At 37.7% G+C, this 16,498-nt stretch carries 17 protein-coding genes and 1 tRNA gene; 5 read left to right on the top strand and 13 right to left on the bottom strand.

The features are described from left to right. Positions 1-740: 740 nt before the first annotated feature. The gene (locus tag BLR60_RS06685) at positions 741-1,217 is read right to left on the bottom strand and encodes an Lrp/AsnC ligand binding domain-containing protein (protein WP_025145395.1); all 477 of its coding nucleotides are present in this window, start codon (positions 1,215-1,217) and stop codon (positions 741-743) included. Between the two features lie 343 nt (positions 1,218-1,560). Between BLR60_RS06685 and BLR60_RS24805 the strand changes: the two genes are divergently transcribed. Together BLR60_RS24805 and BLR60_RS06690 are read left to right on the top strand one after the other, a co-directional pair. Beyond that, positions 1,561-1,705 (top strand) — tRNA-Asp (locus BLR60_RS24805). Positions 1,706-1,848: 143 nt separating this feature from the next. Then, complete coding sequence (locus BLR60_RS06690; protein ID WP_090498533.1) at positions 1,849-2,865, top strand: LacI family DNA-binding transcriptional regulator; 1,017 nt, start codon at positions 1,849-1,851, stop codon at positions 2,863-2,865. 59 nt (positions 2,866-2,924) lie between these two features. On the opposite strand, the gene frr is transcribed toward BLR60_RS06690, so the two are convergent. The 8 genes from frr to rplM form a co-directional block, all read right to left on the bottom strand. Continuing rightward, a complete protein-coding gene (gene frr, locus BLR60_RS06695; protein ID WP_090498092.1) occupies positions 2,925-3,488 on the bottom strand; it encodes a ribosome recycling factor in 564 nt (187 codons plus the stop codon). A 38-nt stretch (positions 3,489-3,526) separates the two neighbouring features. Next, complete coding sequence (gene pyrH / locus BLR60_RS06700; RefSeq protein WP_090498094.1) at positions 3,527-4,231, bottom strand: UMP kinase; 705 nt, start codon at positions 4,229-4,231, stop codon at positions 3,527-3,529. Positions 4,232-4,354: 123 nt separating this feature from the next. Then, positions 4,355-5,317, bottom strand: a complete 963-nt coding sequence (locus BLR60_RS06705) for an MBL fold metallo-hydrolase (RefSeq protein WP_090498096.1) — start codon at positions 5,315-5,317, stop codon at positions 4,355-4,357. Between the two features lie 10 nt (positions 5,318-5,327). Beyond that, positions 5,328-6,419, bottom strand: a complete 1,092-nt coding sequence (gene nagA / locus BLR60_RS06710) for an N-acetylglucosamine-6-phosphate deacetylase (RefSeq protein WP_090498097.1) — start codon at positions 6,417-6,419, stop codon at positions 5,328-5,330. A gap of 186 nt (positions 6,420-6,605) precedes the next feature. Further along, entirely contained in the window at positions 6,606-7,451 is an 846-nt protein-coding gene (tsf, locus tag BLR60_RS06715; RefSeq protein ID WP_090498099.1) for a translation elongation factor Ts, read from the bottom strand. A gap of 128 nt (positions 7,452-7,579) precedes the next feature. Then, the gene (gene rpsB, locus BLR60_RS06720) at positions 7,580-8,413 is read right to left on the bottom strand and encodes a 30S ribosomal protein S2 (protein ID WP_057931874.1); all 834 of its coding nucleotides are present in this window, start codon (positions 8,411-8,413) and stop codon (positions 7,580-7,582) included. Between the two features lie 18 nt (positions 8,414-8,431). Further along, positions 8,432-8,818, bottom strand: coding sequence for a 30S ribosomal protein S9 (gene rpsI / locus BLR60_RS06725; protein WP_010602006.1), 387 nt, complete (start codon positions 8,816-8,818; stop codon positions 8,432-8,434). A gap of 3 nt (positions 8,819-8,821) precedes the next feature. Next, positions 8,822-9,265, bottom strand: a complete 444-nt coding sequence (gene rplM, locus BLR60_RS06730; RefSeq protein ID WP_047799009.1) for a 50S ribosomal protein L13 — start codon at positions 9,263-9,265, stop codon at positions 8,822-8,824. Between the two features lie 197 nt (positions 9,266-9,462). On the opposite strand from rplM, the gene BLR60_RS06735 reads away from it, so the two are divergent. After that, positions 9,463-10,260: a hypothetical protein gene (locus BLR60_RS06735; protein ID WP_143009038.1), complete on the top strand. Its 798-nt coding sequence runs from the start codon at positions 9,463-9,465 to the stop codon at positions 10,258-10,260. A 20-nt stretch (positions 10,261-10,280) separates the two neighbouring features. On the opposite strand, the gene BLR60_RS06740 is transcribed toward BLR60_RS06735, so the two are convergent. Continuing rightward, positions 10,281-10,814 (bottom strand): ORF6N domain-containing protein, encoded by a 534-nt coding sequence (locus BLR60_RS06740; protein WP_208600588.1) that lies wholly within the window; start codon positions 10,812-10,814, stop codon positions 10,281-10,283. A gap of 80 nt (positions 10,815-10,894) precedes the next feature. Continuing rightward, a complete protein-coding gene (pnuC, locus tag BLR60_RS06745) occupies positions 10,895-11,557 on the bottom strand; it encodes a nicotinamide riboside transporter PnuC (RefSeq protein ID WP_090498103.1) in 663 nt (220 codons plus the stop codon). 387 nt (positions 11,558-11,944) lie between these two features. On the opposite strand from pnuC, the gene BLR60_RS06750 reads away from it, so the two are divergent. Together BLR60_RS06750 and BLR60_RS06755 are read left to right on the top strand one after the other, a co-directional pair. Next, the gene (locus BLR60_RS06750; protein ID WP_244155604.1) at positions 11,945-12,784 is read left to right on the top strand and encodes a mechanosensitive ion channel family protein; all 840 of its coding nucleotides are present in this window, start codon (positions 11,945-11,947) and stop codon (positions 12,782-12,784) included. Between the two features lie 222 nt (positions 12,785-13,006). After that, entirely contained in the window at positions 13,007-13,462 is a 456-nt protein-coding gene (locus BLR60_RS06755) for a hypothetical protein (protein WP_090498107.1), read from the top strand. A gap of 200 nt (positions 13,463-13,662) precedes the next feature. Here BLR60_RS06755 and BLR60_RS06760 read toward each other — a convergent pair whose 3' ends face one another. Together BLR60_RS06760 and BLR60_RS06765 are read right to left on the bottom strand one after the other, a co-directional pair. Further along, positions 13,663-15,966, bottom strand: a complete 2,304-nt coding sequence (locus BLR60_RS06760; protein ID WP_090498109.1) for a Tex family protein — start codon at positions 15,964-15,966, stop codon at positions 13,663-13,665. A gap of 175 nt (positions 15,967-16,141) precedes the next feature. Then, positions 16,142-16,468: a hypothetical protein gene (locus tag BLR60_RS06765; protein WP_090498111.1), complete on the bottom strand. Its 327-nt coding sequence runs from the start codon at positions 16,466-16,468 to the stop codon at positions 16,142-16,144. Between the last annotated feature and the right edge of the window lie 30 nt (positions 16,469-16,498).

Raw genomic sequence — 16,498 nt, forward strand, 5'->3', positions numbered from 1 at the left:
AAGATTGGGAGAGCATGGCCTGTATAGCTATCTATGTTTCTTCCCGCTTTCCGTTTTATCCCGATGAAAAATCGGGATGTTCACTCTAATCGGGTCTATGTGGCCCATGGGGTGGTTCTATTTTTGGCTGGGTGCTTAACTACATAAGCTACTGCTCTAGGTATAATAACGCTCTTCTTCATGCTCTTAGTTATTCCTCCTTGAGGGATAATTTATTGAATAAAAATCAATATGGTTGACTGATAAAAACAAACCCTTATGAATAATCTTAATGCAAGCGTTTTAAGATTAGCTTCGCTGAGCACTTCGTGGTTCCCGCATGTGCGAGAATGGTTAGCGTAGTCGGAGGGCTTCCAATAAGCATGATGATTAAGATTGGGAGAGCATGGCCTGTATAGCTATCTATGTTTCTTCCCGCTTTCCGTTTTATCCCGATGAAAAATCAGGATGTTCACTCCATCCGATTGCTATCGGATCGGGTCTATGCGGCCCATTGGGTGGTGCTATTTTTGGCTGGGTGCTTATTGCACAAATCTTTGTTCCTAAACCCGGTAGAAGCGGCAGCCCCCGATTGCAATTCGGGGCTATAGCGGATAACGGGGCTGCTGCTCCCGAAACCCTACTGAACGTTCATTTTCAAATAAGCAATCGCTAAAGGTTTTTACCATATAATATATATCCCGTCATCCAAACGCATGTATGATTACAGAGATTATGGGTTTCACCTTTAGTCTTTCCGATTACCCTAGTTCAATCTGTCTCTTAATGCTTTCTTCCAGTGATATTAAAGTCTCTGTCCGTTGAATACCGTTCACTGCTTGTATCTCTTCATTTAAAACATGGCGCAAATGGTTGGTATCCCTGCAGATAATTTTAGCGAACATACTATAGGCACCTGTAGTATAATGTAATTCTACCACCTCCTTAATTTTGCTCAGTTGTGCAACCGCATCTTTATACTGGATTCCTTTTTCTAGGTAAATGCCTAAAAAGGCGCAGATATCATATCCAGCCTTTTGCGGATCAATAATCAGGTGCGAACCTTTTATAATACCCATTTCCTGCAGTTTCTTCATCCTAACGTGTATCGTGCCACCAGAAACAATCAGATCTTTAGCGATTTCTGTATAGGGTTTGGTAGCATCCTGCATCAATTGTTTCAATATATCGATATCAAGGTTGTCAATTTCTAAATTGGAATTGTCTTTTTTAAGCATATTTTTGAATTATGATAAGCGAATTTAATAAAATTTATCAATATTATAAAAATAAAATTAAATGTTTAAAATATTTGCAAGGTATTGGTTGTTCCTTTACATTTGTATCAAGCAATTAACAAAAAGGAAACGTTCTTTCAAAATTGCATAACACAATGTAGGGTGGTGAAACAGGCAGACACACCTCCTTGTCTCGGTGGCGGAGAATAATGGGAATACCAGTAATGGCTAACCACTCCTTGAAGGTTCGATTCCTTCCCCTACAGCTGTTTCAGTTTGCAGTAGCCGGTATACAGTTAGCAATAACTGAGAATTGAAAACTGCTTACTGATAACTTTTGAAATGTTGGGTGGTGAAATTGGCAGACACGCCTCCTTGTCTCGGTGGTGGGGAATAATGGGACAAACGCAGTTTATTGGGTTGACCACAAATTAATTTTTTGAACTGTAGCTAACTACCCCTTGAAGGTTCGACTCCTTCCCCAACAGCATTTTTTATGAATAATAAGTTAGTTAATCGAGCAATCCTGGATAGGTTGCTCTTTTTATTTTAGACCATTTTTTCATATCCATCCTATATTTGTCTGATATATTGTTATATTACCCATCAAATTTATTTCGTTATGCCTGTGATGAAGAAACGCATTTCAATTAAAGATATCGCCAGACAATTAAATATCTCTATTACCACGGTGTCGTTTGTGATTAATGGAAAAGCAAGAGAAAAAAATATTAGTGAATCGCTTACCAAAAAGGTTTTAGACCTTGTGGCTGAATTAAATTATCAGCCCAATGCCCTTGCTACTAGTTTAAGAACAGGTAAAACAAAAATTATAGGTTTCCTGGTTGATGATATTTCAGAACCTTTTTTTGCTGGCATAGCACGCCGGATTGATGAAATTGCCTCTAGCCTTGGTTATAAAATCCTTTTTAGCAGTACCAGAAACGATACCGAAAAAGCAATAGAGCTGCTGCAGATTTTTAAAGACAGGCATGTTGATGGTTACATTATGGCCTTGCCTGAGGGTTTGGAGGAAGAAGTTAAAAAATTGATTCAGACAGATGCTCCTGTAGTACTGTTTGATCGGTATGTGCCGGATGTTAAAACAGATTATGTGATTATCGACAATGAGAATAGCTGTTATGAAGCCACCGAGCACCTGATAAAAAATAACTATAAAAATATCGGTTTTGTCACCATTGATACCTTACAGCAACAGATGGTAGACCGTTTGGCTGGTTACGAAAGCGCTGTCAGAAAATATAACTTGCCGGCAATTGTAGAGAAGATAAAATATGTAAATTCTGCAGAATCAATTGAGGAAATGATCAAGTTTTTTAAAGCAGAGAAGCAGCTTGATGCTGTAGTGTTTGCCGCTAATTATATTTGTTTGGATGGCTTAAGAACTTTGAGAAAATTAGGGATTAAGATTCACCAGGATATAGCTGTTGTTTCCTTTGATGATTTCGAAATTCTTGAATTTTGTGAGCCCCCGGTTACAGCCGTAGCACAGCCTCTTGAATCCATTGCAGAAAACGTGATGAAGATTTTGTTGAAAAAGCTAAAAAAAGCTGGAAAGTCTATCGAAAATACGCAGGTATCGCTGCCTACCGTTTTAAATGTTAGGGGATCAAGCGCGAAGAAATAAGGCACAAAAAAAGGGAATGAATTGATACCCATTCCCGATCTCTTTATATTTTAAGCAGGTTAAACTGTCATTACATCTTTTTCTTTAGCTTCGGCGTGTTTATCAACCTTGATGATATAAGCGTCGGTTAGCTTTTGTACTTCGCCTTCACCTGTTTTAATTTCGTCATCAGAAACACCTTCACCCTTTAATTTTTGAATTTTGGTGTTGGCATCTTTACGGATATTACGAACGGTAATACGGCCTCTTTCGGCTTCTTCCTTCACTTTTCTCACCAAATCTTTTCTGCGTTCTTCTGTTAAAGGTGGCACAACCAGGCGAATAACAATACCATCGTTTTGTGGGTTGATACCAATATTGGCTACCTGAATAGCTTTTTCAATTGGCGTTAAAAGTGATTTTTCCCAAGGTTGGATGACGATTGTTCTGGCGTCTGGCGTATTAATACTGGCTACTTGTGACAATGCTGTAGCTGCGCCATAATAATCTACGAAAATACCATCCAACATTCCAGCTGACGCTTTACCAGCCCTGATTTTTGTTAATTCAGATTCACAATGATCGATGGCTCTGTCCATTGCAGATTGAGCATCTATTAATTGTAATTGTATGAGTTCGTTCATAATTGTGTGTATTCTACAAAATTAATAATTTTTATTCCTTATTTAACCAGGGTTCCAATAGGTTCGCCATTGGCGATTTTCATGAAATTGCCATGTTTGTTCATATCAAACACAATAATCGGTACTTGGTTTTCTTCGCAAAGGGTAAAAGCTGTCATGTCCATTACATTAAGGCCTTTATCATATACTTCCCTAAAAGAAATCTCTTCGTATTTAGTAGCCAATGGATCTTTTTCAGGATCTGCCGTATAAATTCCGTCAACACGTGTTCCTTTTAAAACAACATCCGCTTTGATCTCTATAGCGCGTAAAGCTGCAGCAGAATCGGTTGTAAAGTATGGGTTCCCGGTTCCTGCGCCAAAAATAACCACACGGCCTTTTTCTAAATGGCGAACGGCCCTTCTGCGGATAAATGGCTCACAAATCTGCTCCATTTTAATAGCGGTAAGTAAGCGGGTTTTAATGCCAACTTTTTCTAAAGCATCTTGCAGGGCCATAGAATTGATTACCGTAGCTAACATGCCCATGTAATCAGCCTGCGCCCTGTCCATCCCACTTTTTTCGGCGCTCAGGCCTCTAAAAATATTTCCTCCTCCAATTACGATTGCGATTTCTAGTCCTTTATCGTGTACGGCTTTAATATCTTCAGCGTATTGCTTAACGCGTTCATTATCAATACCATACTGTTTTTCGCCCATTAGCGATTCTCCGCTAAGCTTAAGTAGGATGCGTTTATATTTCATGGCCCCAAAAATATTAACAATTTTTTAATACCTAGCTATGGTTTTTGATAATTGATGTAAATATTTAAATAGAAATACTGATTTTAAAAAAAAGGAGCAATATGTAAAAATACTGCTCAGCTATTAATTGACTATTAAGCGCCTTCCTTGTTGCGGAAAAATTAATTTTAAGCCTTTTACATTCTCAGCAATCAATTGTTGCTTTACTTTTTCTGCTGTTTGCTGAGGTGGTTTGGTATGCGTTACAATAAACGAAACTTTCTTAAATGCTTTTTCATTGGTTAAAGCTTCCAGTTTAGACAGTTCACTAAAGAAAAGTCTCGGTGTAAGGTGCCCGAATAATTGTTTGTCTGGCTGTTCGTTTGGGAAAGATACCTCCAGGAATATGGCTTTCAATTGGCCCGAATTAATGAGCGGTACTATTGCTTGCCATAGCTTAAAGAGTTTATCTGATTTTTCAATTTCATCGGCTCCGGTGTCTCCCAGGTAAAGTACATCACTATTCCCATGGCTGATGATAAAAGCCGTGCTTTTGTAAGGATGACCATGGCTCAATTCAAAGGCTTTCACCTTCATTTCTGTGTCGGCTAGCGGATAAGTATTGCCTTCGATCAGGGGGAAATAAGTATACTTTTTTAACTGTGGTTGTTCGCCTTCATTGGCAAAATTAGCCCAGGCATCCCAGGTAAAATATTTATCCCTTAAAATGTTAAGTACGGAAGGTATGCCATAGATCTTTTTTGCGGTATCAGCGGGGGAGTTGATTATTAAACCGGCTACATGGTCTAAATGCGCATGTGAAATCAAATAACCTTTAATCTGTTTACGTTGGATTTCTTCACTTATGCCTTTAAGTGATTGATGATCGATTGCTTTTTGAATACCAGCATTTATGGTGCCTGCATCAAGACAGACATATTTATTACTGCCTTTAGGAGCAATCATATAAGATGACAAATTACTCTCATCATCGCCACCCTTCACGCCAAGTGGTATGATGGTAAAAGCGGTATTTATCTGTTGCCCCCGGGAATAAATGGCACAAAGGGATAAAAACAATAGAATGGAAAATGTTTTTTTGAACATGATAAATGAATTATATCGTTTCGCCTTTAAATATGACCTCTTTTAAGTTTAAATGATCGTCAATGATCAATAAGTTTGCTTGTTGTCCAGTTTCTATCTTAGCGGTTAGGTTTTCAATGCCAATTAATGTGGCTGGATATGATGTTCCCATTTTTATCGCTTCATTTAAACTGATACCGCAATGTAATGCGCAGTTTTTAACGGCAGCTAACATCGTAAGCGACGAACCTGACAGGGTACCATCGGGCATGACAAATTTATTTCCTTTTTTTATATGTTGGTATGGACCCGTTGAACAGGCCGTAACGGCATCAGTGATGAGAAATAAACGTTCTTTTAATATTTTCTGTGCAAATTTAATCACTTCAAAATCTACGTGCTGCCCATCGGCAATAATACTGGCCATAGCCTTATTATGACTAAAAACGGCAGTTGGTATCCCAGGCTCACGATGGTGGATGGGACTCATGGCATTAAAAAGATGGGTAGTGGTTTGGATACCTCTATTATAAGCGGCTGTAGCTTCTTCAAATGTCGCATTGCTATGCCCAAGCGAAACCACCACACCATTATCCAGCAGGTATTGAACTACTTCCTCATCCTGCAACTCTGGGGCAATGGTCATCATTTTAATCACACCATCCCCAAAATCAATTAGTTTCTTAATCTCATCAATTGAAGCCTTTCGTACAAACGCAGGCACGTGGGCACCTAACCGTTTTGGATTCAAAAAAGGACCTTCAAGGTGTAATCCCAGGCAGTTCTTTGCAGTTGATCGATGTGCTTTGGCTGCTTTGATACACTCATCAAAAACTTCCGGTGAATTTGTGGCCATACAGGCTAAAAAACCTGTAGTTCCTTTTTTTAGCAGGTCATCTTCCATGATGCTTAATGATTCTACAGTTGGATCGGCAGAAAATAACCTATCGCCTGCACCATAAATCTGTAAGTCTATGAAACCAGGTATAACCAGCGAAGATCCATTTTCTTTGCTGCTGCTTTCGCTAATGTCTGAAATGATAGCGCCGTCGATTGCGATGTCTCGGTTCTTTATTAAAATATCGTCCTGAAAATAAGAGGCATTTTGGATTACTTTAGGCATATCAATATGTTTGAATAGATTAAGCTTAGGTTCAAAGTTAAATATTGTAGCTATATAATAGGTTTTTAATTAATGCTGATAGTTTCAAAATGACAATTATTATTGGAATGATGTGTATGATCTAAAATTTTAAGGCATAAAAAAAGCCCCAATTTCTTGGGGCTTTTAAATATGTTTTATAAATGCTTATGCACCTAGTTGTACACGTTTGAAAGCTGTTACTGTTAAACCTTTAGCCGTATTATCTAAAAATTTACGAACATCCATAGAACCGTCTTTAACAAACTCCTGGTTTAATAAAGTACTGTCTTTGTAGAATTTGTTCAATTTACCAGCAGCAATTTTCTCCACCATTTCTTCTGGTTTGCCTTCTTGACGGATAACGTCTTTAGCAATCTCGATTTCGCGTTCGATAGTAGCCGGATCAACACCATCTTTATCAACAGCAACTGGGTTCATTGCAGCAATTTGCATCGCAACATCTTTACCCGCTTCAGTAATATCTGCGCCATTAGCACCTGCAAATACTACTAAAACACCCATTTTACCGTTAGAGTGGATATAAGAAACGATTTTTTCACCAGAAATATTTGCATATTCCTGAATAACGATTTTCTCTCCGATTTTACCGGTTAATTCAGTAATGGTTTCAGCAACTGTACGTCCATCTTCCAAAGTGATCGCTGATAATTCTTCAGTAGTAGCAGGGTTGTTGGCAACTGCTGCAGCTAAAACAGCTTGAGCTAAATTACGGAAATCTTCAACTTTAGAAACTGGTTCGGTTTCACAAGCCAAAGCCACTAATTTACCATTAGTACCGTCTGCTGAAACAGCGATTGATACCAAGCCTTCAGAAGTAGCATTACCAGAACGGGCAGCAGATACTTTTTGACCTTTTTTACGTAATAAATCAACGGCAGCTTCGAAATCGCCATTAGCTTCTAATAAAGCTTTTTTGCAATCCATCATACCAGCACCAGTTTGTTGGCGTAGTTTATTTACATCTGCGGCAGTAATTTGTACTGTAGACATTTTATTTCCTTTTTAAATTTTACAATCTTGTTATAACAATTACAGGTTACAAGTTACAAGCGCCAAGTTAAACTCATGTTAAGCCAACTTAAAACCTGAAACCAGTAACCTGCAATTAAAAAATATTACTATTCTTCTGTTTTAGTTTCTTCTGATGCTGACGCTTCAACTTCTGCCTCAGCAGCTTTTTTACGTCTTGGCTCTTTTGCTTCCGGAGCATCAGCCGCAGCTTTAGCAGCTACCGCTTCTTTTTCAGCCTCATCATCTTTTTCGCGTTTACGTTCATCTAAACCTTCTTCAATCGCTTTGATAATTACATCAGTAATTAAAGAGATAGATTTTGTAGCATCATCATTCGCAGGGATTGGGAAATCGATGTTAGAAGGATCAGAGTTAGTATCAACCATCGCAAAAGTAGGGATGTTTAATTTTAACGCTTCAGTTACCGCGATGTGCTCTTTCTTAACGTCGATTAAGAATAAAGCTGCAGGTAAACGGTTTAAATCAGCAATACCACCTAAAAGTGATTCTAATTTAATACGCTCACGTTGAATCATTAAACGCTCTTTTTTAGATAAGATCGAATAAGTACCGTCTTTAGTCATTTTATCGATGTTAGACATCTTTTTAATTGACTTGCGAACAGTAGCAAAGTTAGTTAACATACCACCTAACCAACGTTCAGTTACGAAAGGCATGTTTACTTTTTTAGCTTGTTCAGCTACGATTCCTTTTGCTTGTTTTTTTGTTGAAACAAATAATACTTTACGACCTGATTTTACGATTTGTTTAATCGCAGCGGCAGCTTCTTCAGTTTTGGTTAAAGTTTTATTTAAATCTATAATGTGAATTCCATTACGCTCCATGAAAATGTAAGGAGCCATTTTTGGATTCCATTTACGGGTAAGGTGACCAAAGTGTACACCTGCATCCAATAAGTCTTGATAAGTTGTTCTTGCCATTGTCTTTGCCTCCTGTGATTAACGTTTACTGAATTGGAATTTCTTACGAGCTTTAGCACGTCCTGGTTTTTTACGCTCAACCATACGCATATCACGCGTCATTAGGCCTTTAGCACGTAATGCAGGTTTTTTCTCCGCATCTAGTTCAACAATCGCTTTAGCAATAGCTAAACGAACAGCTTCTGCTTGTCCTTTTACTCCACCACCTTGTACATTTACAGTGATATCATAACGGCCCGTAAGCTCAGAAACTTCTAAACTTTGGTTTACGATATATTGCAATGGTAAAGTTGGGAAATATTCTTTGTGATCTTTACCGTTAACGGTAATTGCGCCAGCACCATCTTTTAAGTAGATACGTGCCACAGCTGTTTTTCTTCTTCCTGAAGTGTTAGTAACTGACATTTCTTAAAGTTTAATGGTTTTTGGAGATTGAGCTGCATGAGGGTGATTTTCACCTGCATACACAAAAAGATTGGTGTATAATTTTTTACCCAATTTAGTTTTCGGTAACATACCACGTACCGCTTTCTCGATTACACGTTGAGGGTGTTTCGCCATTAACTCCTTAGGAGAAATAAAACGTTGACCACCTGGATAACCAGTATAAGAAACATATTGCTTTTCGCTGAATTTGTTTCCTGTCAATTTAACCTTGTCTGCATTGATAACAATTACATTATCACCGCAGTCTACGTGTGGGGTGTACTCAGGCTTGTTTTTACCACGGATGATCATAGCGATCTTCGATGACAAGCGCCCCAAAATCTCGCCTTGCGCATCAACAACAATCCACTGTTTGTTAACAGTTTTCGCATTGGCCGAGACAGTTTTGTAACTTAACGTATTCACTTGCTTGTATTTAATTTATTAAACAATTTATTATTCCCATTAAATTTGGGACTGCAAAGATAGATAGAATACTTTTATTATCAAATAGTTGTGTTAAATAAATTATGAGAATAAGGCATAATATTTTCAAACCTCAATTCTAAATCATAAAAAATCATATATTTAGAACGCTTAAACAAATTAATTAATCAGTTCGAATGAAGTACTTTATTCTCGCCTCAATAGCTTTTTGTTTGTTTTTTCAATCCTGTAAGAAGAGTGATAATTCATCACAGAATTGTAGGGTAACTGCTATAAGAACTGCTATTACTGGTCAATTCAACAATACCGTTAGTGGTCCATTTTATAATAATGCTAATTTGGATTACGATGGTTTGGGCAACCTTAAAAGCCTTACATCTTCATCTGATACTGGTGGTGTATCTGATTTTATAGTGAAATATACAAAAGATACCGTTAAAATTATAACCAAACGCTATGGTGATTATATCTATATTTTAGATGCGAAGAATAGGATAGTGAAAGCCAAATTTGGACATGCTCAAAGTTTTGAATTTACTTATAACGACGAGGGGCAAATTGGTACTGCGACCGTTTCACAATTCGAAAAATATAGTTTTACTTATGCTAATGGCAATTTAGTAAAGGTAAGGAATGAGCCGTATGCACCAGGAGAGCAATCGCTTACTTACGAGTTTATATACGATTTGAACGAGGCTGCCGTTGACGTCATTTACGATACTAATCCTATTTCATATATCTTCCCGAAACCATCGTTGCTTCCTGCCGCATCTTTTTTTGGTATAACAAGTAGAAATAGACTCAAGGGGGTAAATGTAACGGCTGAAGCATTAAAATATAACTATTTGGACAAAAATAGTTATTCATTGACCTATATAAAAGAACTGGATAAGCTTGAATCACTTAAAGTTGTTGCTATTAATACATATATTACCCGCAGTACTGATTATAATTTTGCATATACATGTGATTAAAATCGTTGTGGTTAAATAATCTATAAATCATCAGGCATATAACCAATCCTTTTTCTCGGCTCAGTTTTCTTGTCGATGAGTTTATCCAGATAGGTAAAAACCAGTTCGATGTTTTTATCCTGATTGCTCACTTTTTGTTTAATTTCTTCGATTTCAAGTTTAAGCTCACCGCTGTCGATAATGAACTGACGTATGCGCGAGAAAATCCTGACAATCTGGATATTCACCTGAATGGCCTGTTTGCTGTTTAATACACTTGAGAGCATGAGGATCCCATGTTCGGTGAAGACAAAGGGAAGTTTCCTTCTTCCACCCCAACTTGAAGTCGCAATTTGCGACTTCAAGTTTAGCCACTCTTGATCAGTAAGTTGAAACATGAAATCCTCAGGGAATCTATCAGGATTTCTACCAACCTGTTCATTGAGACGTTTAGTTTCTACGCCATATAACTCCGCCAGATCACTATCCAGCATTACTTTTAAGCCTCTTAACTCGTAAATTTTATTAACTACGATATTGTCAGGGATGATAGGAAGCATCTGTTTGGCTGTCATATCATTTAGGATTTAGATTAAAGATAGTAAAAATTGTTTTATTTAAAATCAAACTAGAATCTATAAGAATATTATCCTCTTCATGTAGCTTTACTGTAACTCTTGTATTCTTTAATCCAATTCCATAGTGCAAAGCCTGCAATAATGGTAAAAATGAAATATTCAACTCCCATAAATTTAATTCCTTTTAGAAAATAGAGATAAGTAGCTACTACATCAATGATCAGCCAGATAATCCAACATTCTACTCTTTTCTGGATCATCAGAAAAGTGGTGATTACGCTCATCACAAAAATAAATGAATCAATAAAAGGGTAAGCGCTGGGCAAACTAAATAATAGGGGCAACCAGTTGTGGAGCTGACTGGCCAATATGCCTATTAGTAATGTGCCAACAATGCCAATAGCCAATAAGAACAGAAAATGCCTTAGCGGCATAAAACTGATTTTAAGCTCCTTATTTTTATCTTCTTCTTCGGGCTTTGGATTTGTCCATCGCCACCAGCCCATGATGTTGGTTACAAAAAAGAAAACCATTAAAAACATATCGGGGTAAAGCTGACTTTGATAATATAGAAAGGCTGATAAAAATACATTCACGATGCCCATTGGCCAGCTCCAAATACTGGCTTTTGCTGACAGTATAACAGCAAAGATCCCTGTAATAACAGCGAAGAATTCTAAATAGCTCAATTTATAGCCAATAGCAGTGAAAAATATACTGCGGGCGTCAAAAAAATCCATGTCTATCTGTTAGAAATGTATAAAATGCTAATGTAAATAATTTATTTCCGGCTATTGGTTTTCTATTGGCAAACAATCCAAAAATATAGCTGTTATTAAAATGTGAAATGGCTAACCGCCACAATTACTAACCAGCAAATTTCGTTTATGCAGTATCTCGACCATATTTTCGGTTATCCTATACCTTTGTTTTTTAAGAATCTAATTATTGGTTTAGTAGCAATATCTCTTGGTATTTTAGTCAGGTTTATCATTCACAAAACTTTTATGCTGCTTTCCCGGTGGTGGGATTTTATCATTATAAAATCGACATCAAAGCACTTAAATAGACCTGTTGCTTTTTTAATACCCTTATTATTTCTTAATTTCTCTTTAACGCTGATGGAGATGGCACCAACATATCGTCTTCCAATAAATAAAGCAATCGAAATTGCCCTAACGATTATCTTTGCGCTTATTTTAGTGCGGACAATTAATGTTTTTGAGGATTATTTTTATCTGAAATATGATCTAAACAAAGAAAATAATTTAAAAGAGCGAAAAATAAGGACACAGCTGCAGTTTGTTCGAAAGTTCATTGTTTCGCTTATCATTTTAGTAACGATTGCTATTATTTTGTTGAGTTTTGAAAGCATGCGTAAAATCGGTGCAGGGCTGCTCACTGGTGTGGGTATAGGAGGGATTATCATCGGTTTTGCGGCGCAGAAATCGCTTGGTAATTTATTGGCAGGTTTTCAGATTGCCTTTACGCAGCCAATAAGAATTGATGATGTGTTGATTGTAGAAGGCGAATGGGGTAAGGTAGAGGAAATTACGCTAACTTATGTGGTGGTTAATATCTGGGACCAAAGGCGGTTGATCCTGCCGATTACTTATTTTATCGAAAAACCCTTCCAAAACTGGACCCGTGTTTCGGCTGATTTACTAGGAACGGTTTTTTTATATCTTGATTATACCATCCCGGTTGAACCGATGCGGCAGGAATTAACAAGATTGTTGAATGAAAACCCCTTGTGGGATAAAAGGGTAAATGTTGTACAGGTTACTGACAGTACTAAAGACGGGACCATCGAAGTTCGTTTTTTGATGAGTGCCTCCAATTCATCAAGGGCATTTGATTTGAGGTGTTATGTAAGAGAGGCCATGATTGCTTTTATTCAGACTAACTACCCTGAAAGTTTACCGAAAAAAAGATTAGAACATTGGGACAAGCCTGCGGGTTTGTGATTTTCACTATCTAAAACAACTAAACCATTCTTCGAGTTTGTGTAGCAGAATTTAGGCAATAATTAGGACAATGTTTATCGTATCAGTTATTAATTCAACAATAGGATTTTAAAAACTACTTAAAAATAGGTAGTTCTGCTTACCTGAAATCTAGTATTTTAACTATCACCGCAGGTTCTGGCATTTTTTTGGTACATGTGATAAGAAAAATGACTAAAATCTATGAAAAACATTTCAAAATTATTATCTCTTGCGCTTGTTCTGTCGTTATTATTTTCTTGTAAAAAAGATTCAGAAACTACACCTTCAAAAAGTGGTAAAACAGCAAAATTTACCATCACTGCAAACGGTGTAAATTCAACTGATGACTACGTTTCTTTCGTAATTGTAGGTGGTGATACTAAAGGCACTAAAACTATCTGGAAGGTAAATGGCGTGACCAGAAACAACGAAGCTGCTATTTCTTTAGGTAAAGATGATTTCACAGGAAGTACCAAAACCTATGTAATTGAGACTGTATTACCAGTTGATGTAATTAGTGCCAGTGCGCAGTGCATTAACTTTAATGCCAGTTATCAGATCAGCTATAAAGCAGAGATAGATGGCAAAGTAGTTACCAATGATGATGGTGTTACAGTTGATGTTAACAAAGATTATACCCACCAATTTGATTATTAATTGTTCTTAGTAATTCTCTAACTGAAGCGGCACAAGTAAATCTTGTGCCGCTCATTATTATATTAATCCTCTTAAGCTGTCATTCGATTAAGTTGATGCCTCATTCTAACTTTACCAGCTAGTGCTGGTAAAGCTATGTTTTATCTGATTGATGATAACACCAGCCAGATGGTAAAACTTAATGTACGCTATATTGATGTTTATTTGAACATCCCTTTCAACTTCGCCAGTTTCTCTTGTAAATCGCCGTCTGCATCTTTTGGTTCATTACGTGGCTTGAGGTTTTGTTTATTATTATTATTATTATTATTTGATTTGAAATTCTGCTTAGGTTTCTGATCTTTTGATTCCCGATTTCGGGCTTCCGACTTCGGATTAACTTCCGTCTTCATTGATAATGAAATCCGTTTGCGGGCTACGTCAACTTCCATCACCGTAACTTCAACTTTTTGATGCACTTTTACTACATCATTTGGGTTAGCGACAAAACGGTTAGCTAGCTGACTGGTGTGTACCAGGCCATCCTGGTGTACGCCGATGTCAACAAAGGCTCCAAAATTCGTAATGTTGGTTACAATCCCCGGAAGTTTCATTCCCACTCTCAAATCAGAAACCTCATTTACACCATCAGTAAAACTAAAAGCCTCAAACTGCTCGCGGGGATCGCGGCCTGGCTTAGCGAGTTCTTTCAAAATATCAGTTAATGTTGGTAAGCCGATTTCATCTGTTACATATTGTTGTAGTTTAATCTGCTTTTGCAATTGTGTGTCTTTCATTAGGGCAGAAACGGTAGTACCCAGGTCTTTAGCCATCTTATCTACCACAGCATAACGTTCAGGGTGCACACCGCTGGTATCCAAAACATTTTCTGCATTGCGGATACGTAAGAAACCTGCTGCCTGCTCGTAAGCTTTATCACCCAACCGAGGTACTTTCTTTAAGCTTTCGCGGTTCTTAAAAGCACCATGTGTGTTTCTATAATCAACAATGTTTTTTGCTAAAGTTGGTCCTAAACCAGAAACGTAGGCTAAGATCTGTTTTGAGGCGGTATTTAATTCTACTCCTACAGCATTTACAGCACTGATTACGGTATCATCTAAACTTGCCTGTAATTTATTTTGATCAACATCATGCTGATATTGGCCAACACCGATAGATTTTGGATCAATTTTAACCAGTTCAGCTAATGGATCCATTAAGCGGCGACCAATTGAAACTGCTCCACGCACAGTAATGTCCTGTGTGGGAAATTCCTCCCTGGCCACTTCTGATGCGGAATAAATTGAAGCACCACTTTCGTTAACCATTACTATAGTGATGTGTGGTAAATTCAATGCTCGAATAAAAGCTTCAGTTTCACGTCCTGCAGTACCGTTACCAATGGCTATAGCTTCAATATGGTGTTTTTCGCAAAGTTGTTGAACCGTAAATTCGGCATTTTTCACATTTCCCTGCCCGGTATGTGGGTAAATTGCTGTATTCTCTAACAGTTGACCTTGTTTGTCTAAACAAACAACTTTACAACCTGTACGGAACCCCGGATCTATTGCCATTACGTTTTTTTGTCCCATTGGTGCTGCCAATAACAATTGACGCGCATTTTCGGCAAAAACCCGGATGGCCTCCTCATCTGCTTTTTGTTTGGTGAAAACCCGAAGTTCAGTTTCCATGGCTGGCTCTAACAAACGTTTATAGCCATCTTCTAAAGCCTGCTGCACTTGTTTTGAAGCGGCATTATTACCTAAAATAAACTGGTTTTCTAAGATGGCAATGGCTTCTTCTGCTGGTGGAAGTGCATCTAATCTTAAAACCAATTCCTTTTCGCCACGGCGCATGGCCAAAACACGGTGCGATGCAGCTGTTTTAACCGGTTCGCTCCATTCGAAGTAGTCTTTATATTTAATGCCTTCTTCTTCTTTTCCTTTAATCACTTCAGATTTAAAAACCGCTTTTTCCTGAAAATAAGTGCGCATTTTCGTTCGCGCCTCTACATTTTCAGAAATCATTTCAGCCATAATATCTCTTGCGCCGGCTAAAGCTTCATCAAGCGAGTTTACGCCTTTTTCGGCATCGATAAATTTGTGAGCTGATGCATCTAAATCAAAAGTATTTTGCTCGAATATCTGCAGGGCCAATGGTTCTAATCCTTTTTCTTTTGCGACCGACGCACGTGTTTTGCGTTTCGGTTTATAAGGCAGATAAATGTCTTCAAGAAGAGAAATGGTTTCGGCCTCGTTAATCTGTTTTTCCAGCTCGGGTGTTAACTTGCCTAGTTCGGTCATCGATTTTAAAATCGCATCGCGACGTTTATCCAGATCGCGCAACTGCAAAACCCGATCGCGGATGGCAGCTACCTCAACCTCATCTAAACTGCCGGTTGCCTCTTTACGGTAACGGGAAATAAATGGAACGGTTGCACCTTCATCTAAAAGATTTATGGTTGCGGTTACTTGTTTTTCTGCAACTTTTAATTCGGCTGCAATTATTTTATGGTGGGTTAACATATCCTAAAGGGTGAAATTAAAAGAAGCAAAGCTAATCAGGATTTGCGGTATTTAATGATTTTTAACATGAAGTTTTCCACCGAAATTTGTGAGTAATTAATCGCTTCGCGTATCAGGATTTTAAAGATGATTGATAAAGGTATCTTACTTTTGTGCGTAAAGTTTTCTCCAAACGCTATTCTACTTTAATTTTTGTAATTCTGGTAATTAAGTCTAAAGGCTCATTTAAAAGAAGCTTAAAAGCACTTACTCCATTTATAATAGGCAAAATCACCCTTAAAAGCCTCGATTCCAGTACCAGGGATAAAAACCGATATGTTTGATATACCGATAAATACACTAAAACCTTATGCTGTTTAAGGCTGGCATACCATAACTGATTACTTCTCTTGATGCGGATAGGCTTTACGGATAGCTTAGCGGATTTGTTGCAGCAGTTTTGCATTTCAGCAGGGAAATTGGCAATATATTGATCGATGTTTTCGGGTTTTAGCTGTTCCATATCTGATGGTTTTGTAAACTGGAGTTACAA

It is taken from the genome of Pedobacter terrae (assembly GCF_900100705.1).
In the GTDB taxonomy this organism is placed as follows: domain Bacteria; phylum Bacteroidota; class Bacteroidia; order Sphingobacteriales; family Sphingobacteriaceae; genus Pedobacter; species Pedobacter terrae.

Excerpts from the sequence above, each read along its gene's own strand:
- BLR60_RS06755 (WP_090498107.1), top strand. The coding sequence starts at position 13,007 with ATGAAAAACATTTCAAAATTATTATCTCTTGCGCTTGTTCTGTCGTTA.
- BLR60_RS06760 (WP_090498109.1), bottom strand. The coding sequence starts at position 15,966 with ATGTTAACCCACCATAAAATAATTGCAGCCGAATTAAAAGTTGCAGAA.
- pnuC (WP_090498103.1), bottom strand. The coding sequence starts at position 11,557 with ATGGATTTTTTTGACGCCCGCAGTATATTTTTCACTGCTATTGGCTAT.
- nagA (WP_090498097.1), bottom strand. The coding sequence starts at position 6,419 with ATGCCTAAAGTAATCCAAAATGCCTCTTATTTTCAGGACGATATTTTA.
- pyrH (WP_090498094.1), bottom strand. The coding sequence starts at position 4,231 with ATGAAATATAAACGCATCCTACTTAAGCTTAGCGGAGAATCGCTAATG.
- BLR60_RS06685 (WP_025145395.1), bottom strand. The coding sequence starts at position 1,217 with ATGCTTAAAAAAGACAATTCCAATTTAGAAATTGACAACCTTGATATC.
- BLR60_RS06705 (WP_090498096.1), bottom strand. The coding sequence starts at position 5,317 with ATGTTCAAAAAAACATTTTCCATTCTATTGTTTTTATCCCTTTGTGCC.
- rpsB (WP_057931874.1), bottom strand. The coding sequence starts at position 8,413 with ATGGCAAGAACAACTTATCAAGACTTATTGGATGCAGGTGTACACTTT.
- rpsI (WP_010602006.1), bottom strand. The coding sequence starts at position 8,818 with ATGTCAGTTACTAACACTTCAGGAAGAAGAAAAACAGCTGTGGCACGT.
- BLR60_RS06765 (WP_090498111.1), bottom strand. The coding sequence starts at position 16,468 with ATGGAACAGCTAAAACCCGAAAACATCGATCAATATATTGCCAATTTC.
- BLR60_RS06735 (WP_143009038.1), top strand. The coding sequence starts at position 9,463 with ATGAAGTACTTTATTCTCGCCTCAATAGCTTTTTGTTTGTTTTTTCAA.
- frr (WP_090498092.1), bottom strand. The coding sequence starts at position 3,488 with ATGAACGAACTCATACAATTACAATTAATAGATGCTCAATCTGCAATG.
- BLR60_RS06690 (WP_090498533.1), top strand. The coding sequence starts at position 1,849 with ATGAAGAAACGCATTTCAATTAAAGATATCGCCAGACAATTAAATATC.
- BLR60_RS06740 (WP_208600588.1), bottom strand. The coding sequence starts at position 10,814 with ATGACAGCCAAACAGATGCTTCCTATCATCCCTGACAATATCGTAGTT.
- tsf (WP_090498099.1), bottom strand. The coding sequence starts at position 7,451 with ATGTCTACAGTACAAATTACTGCCGCAGATGTAAATAAACTACGCCAA.
- BLR60_RS06750 (WP_244155604.1), top strand. The coding sequence starts at position 11,945 with ATGGCACCAACATATCGTCTTCCAATAAATAAAGCAATCGAAATTGCC.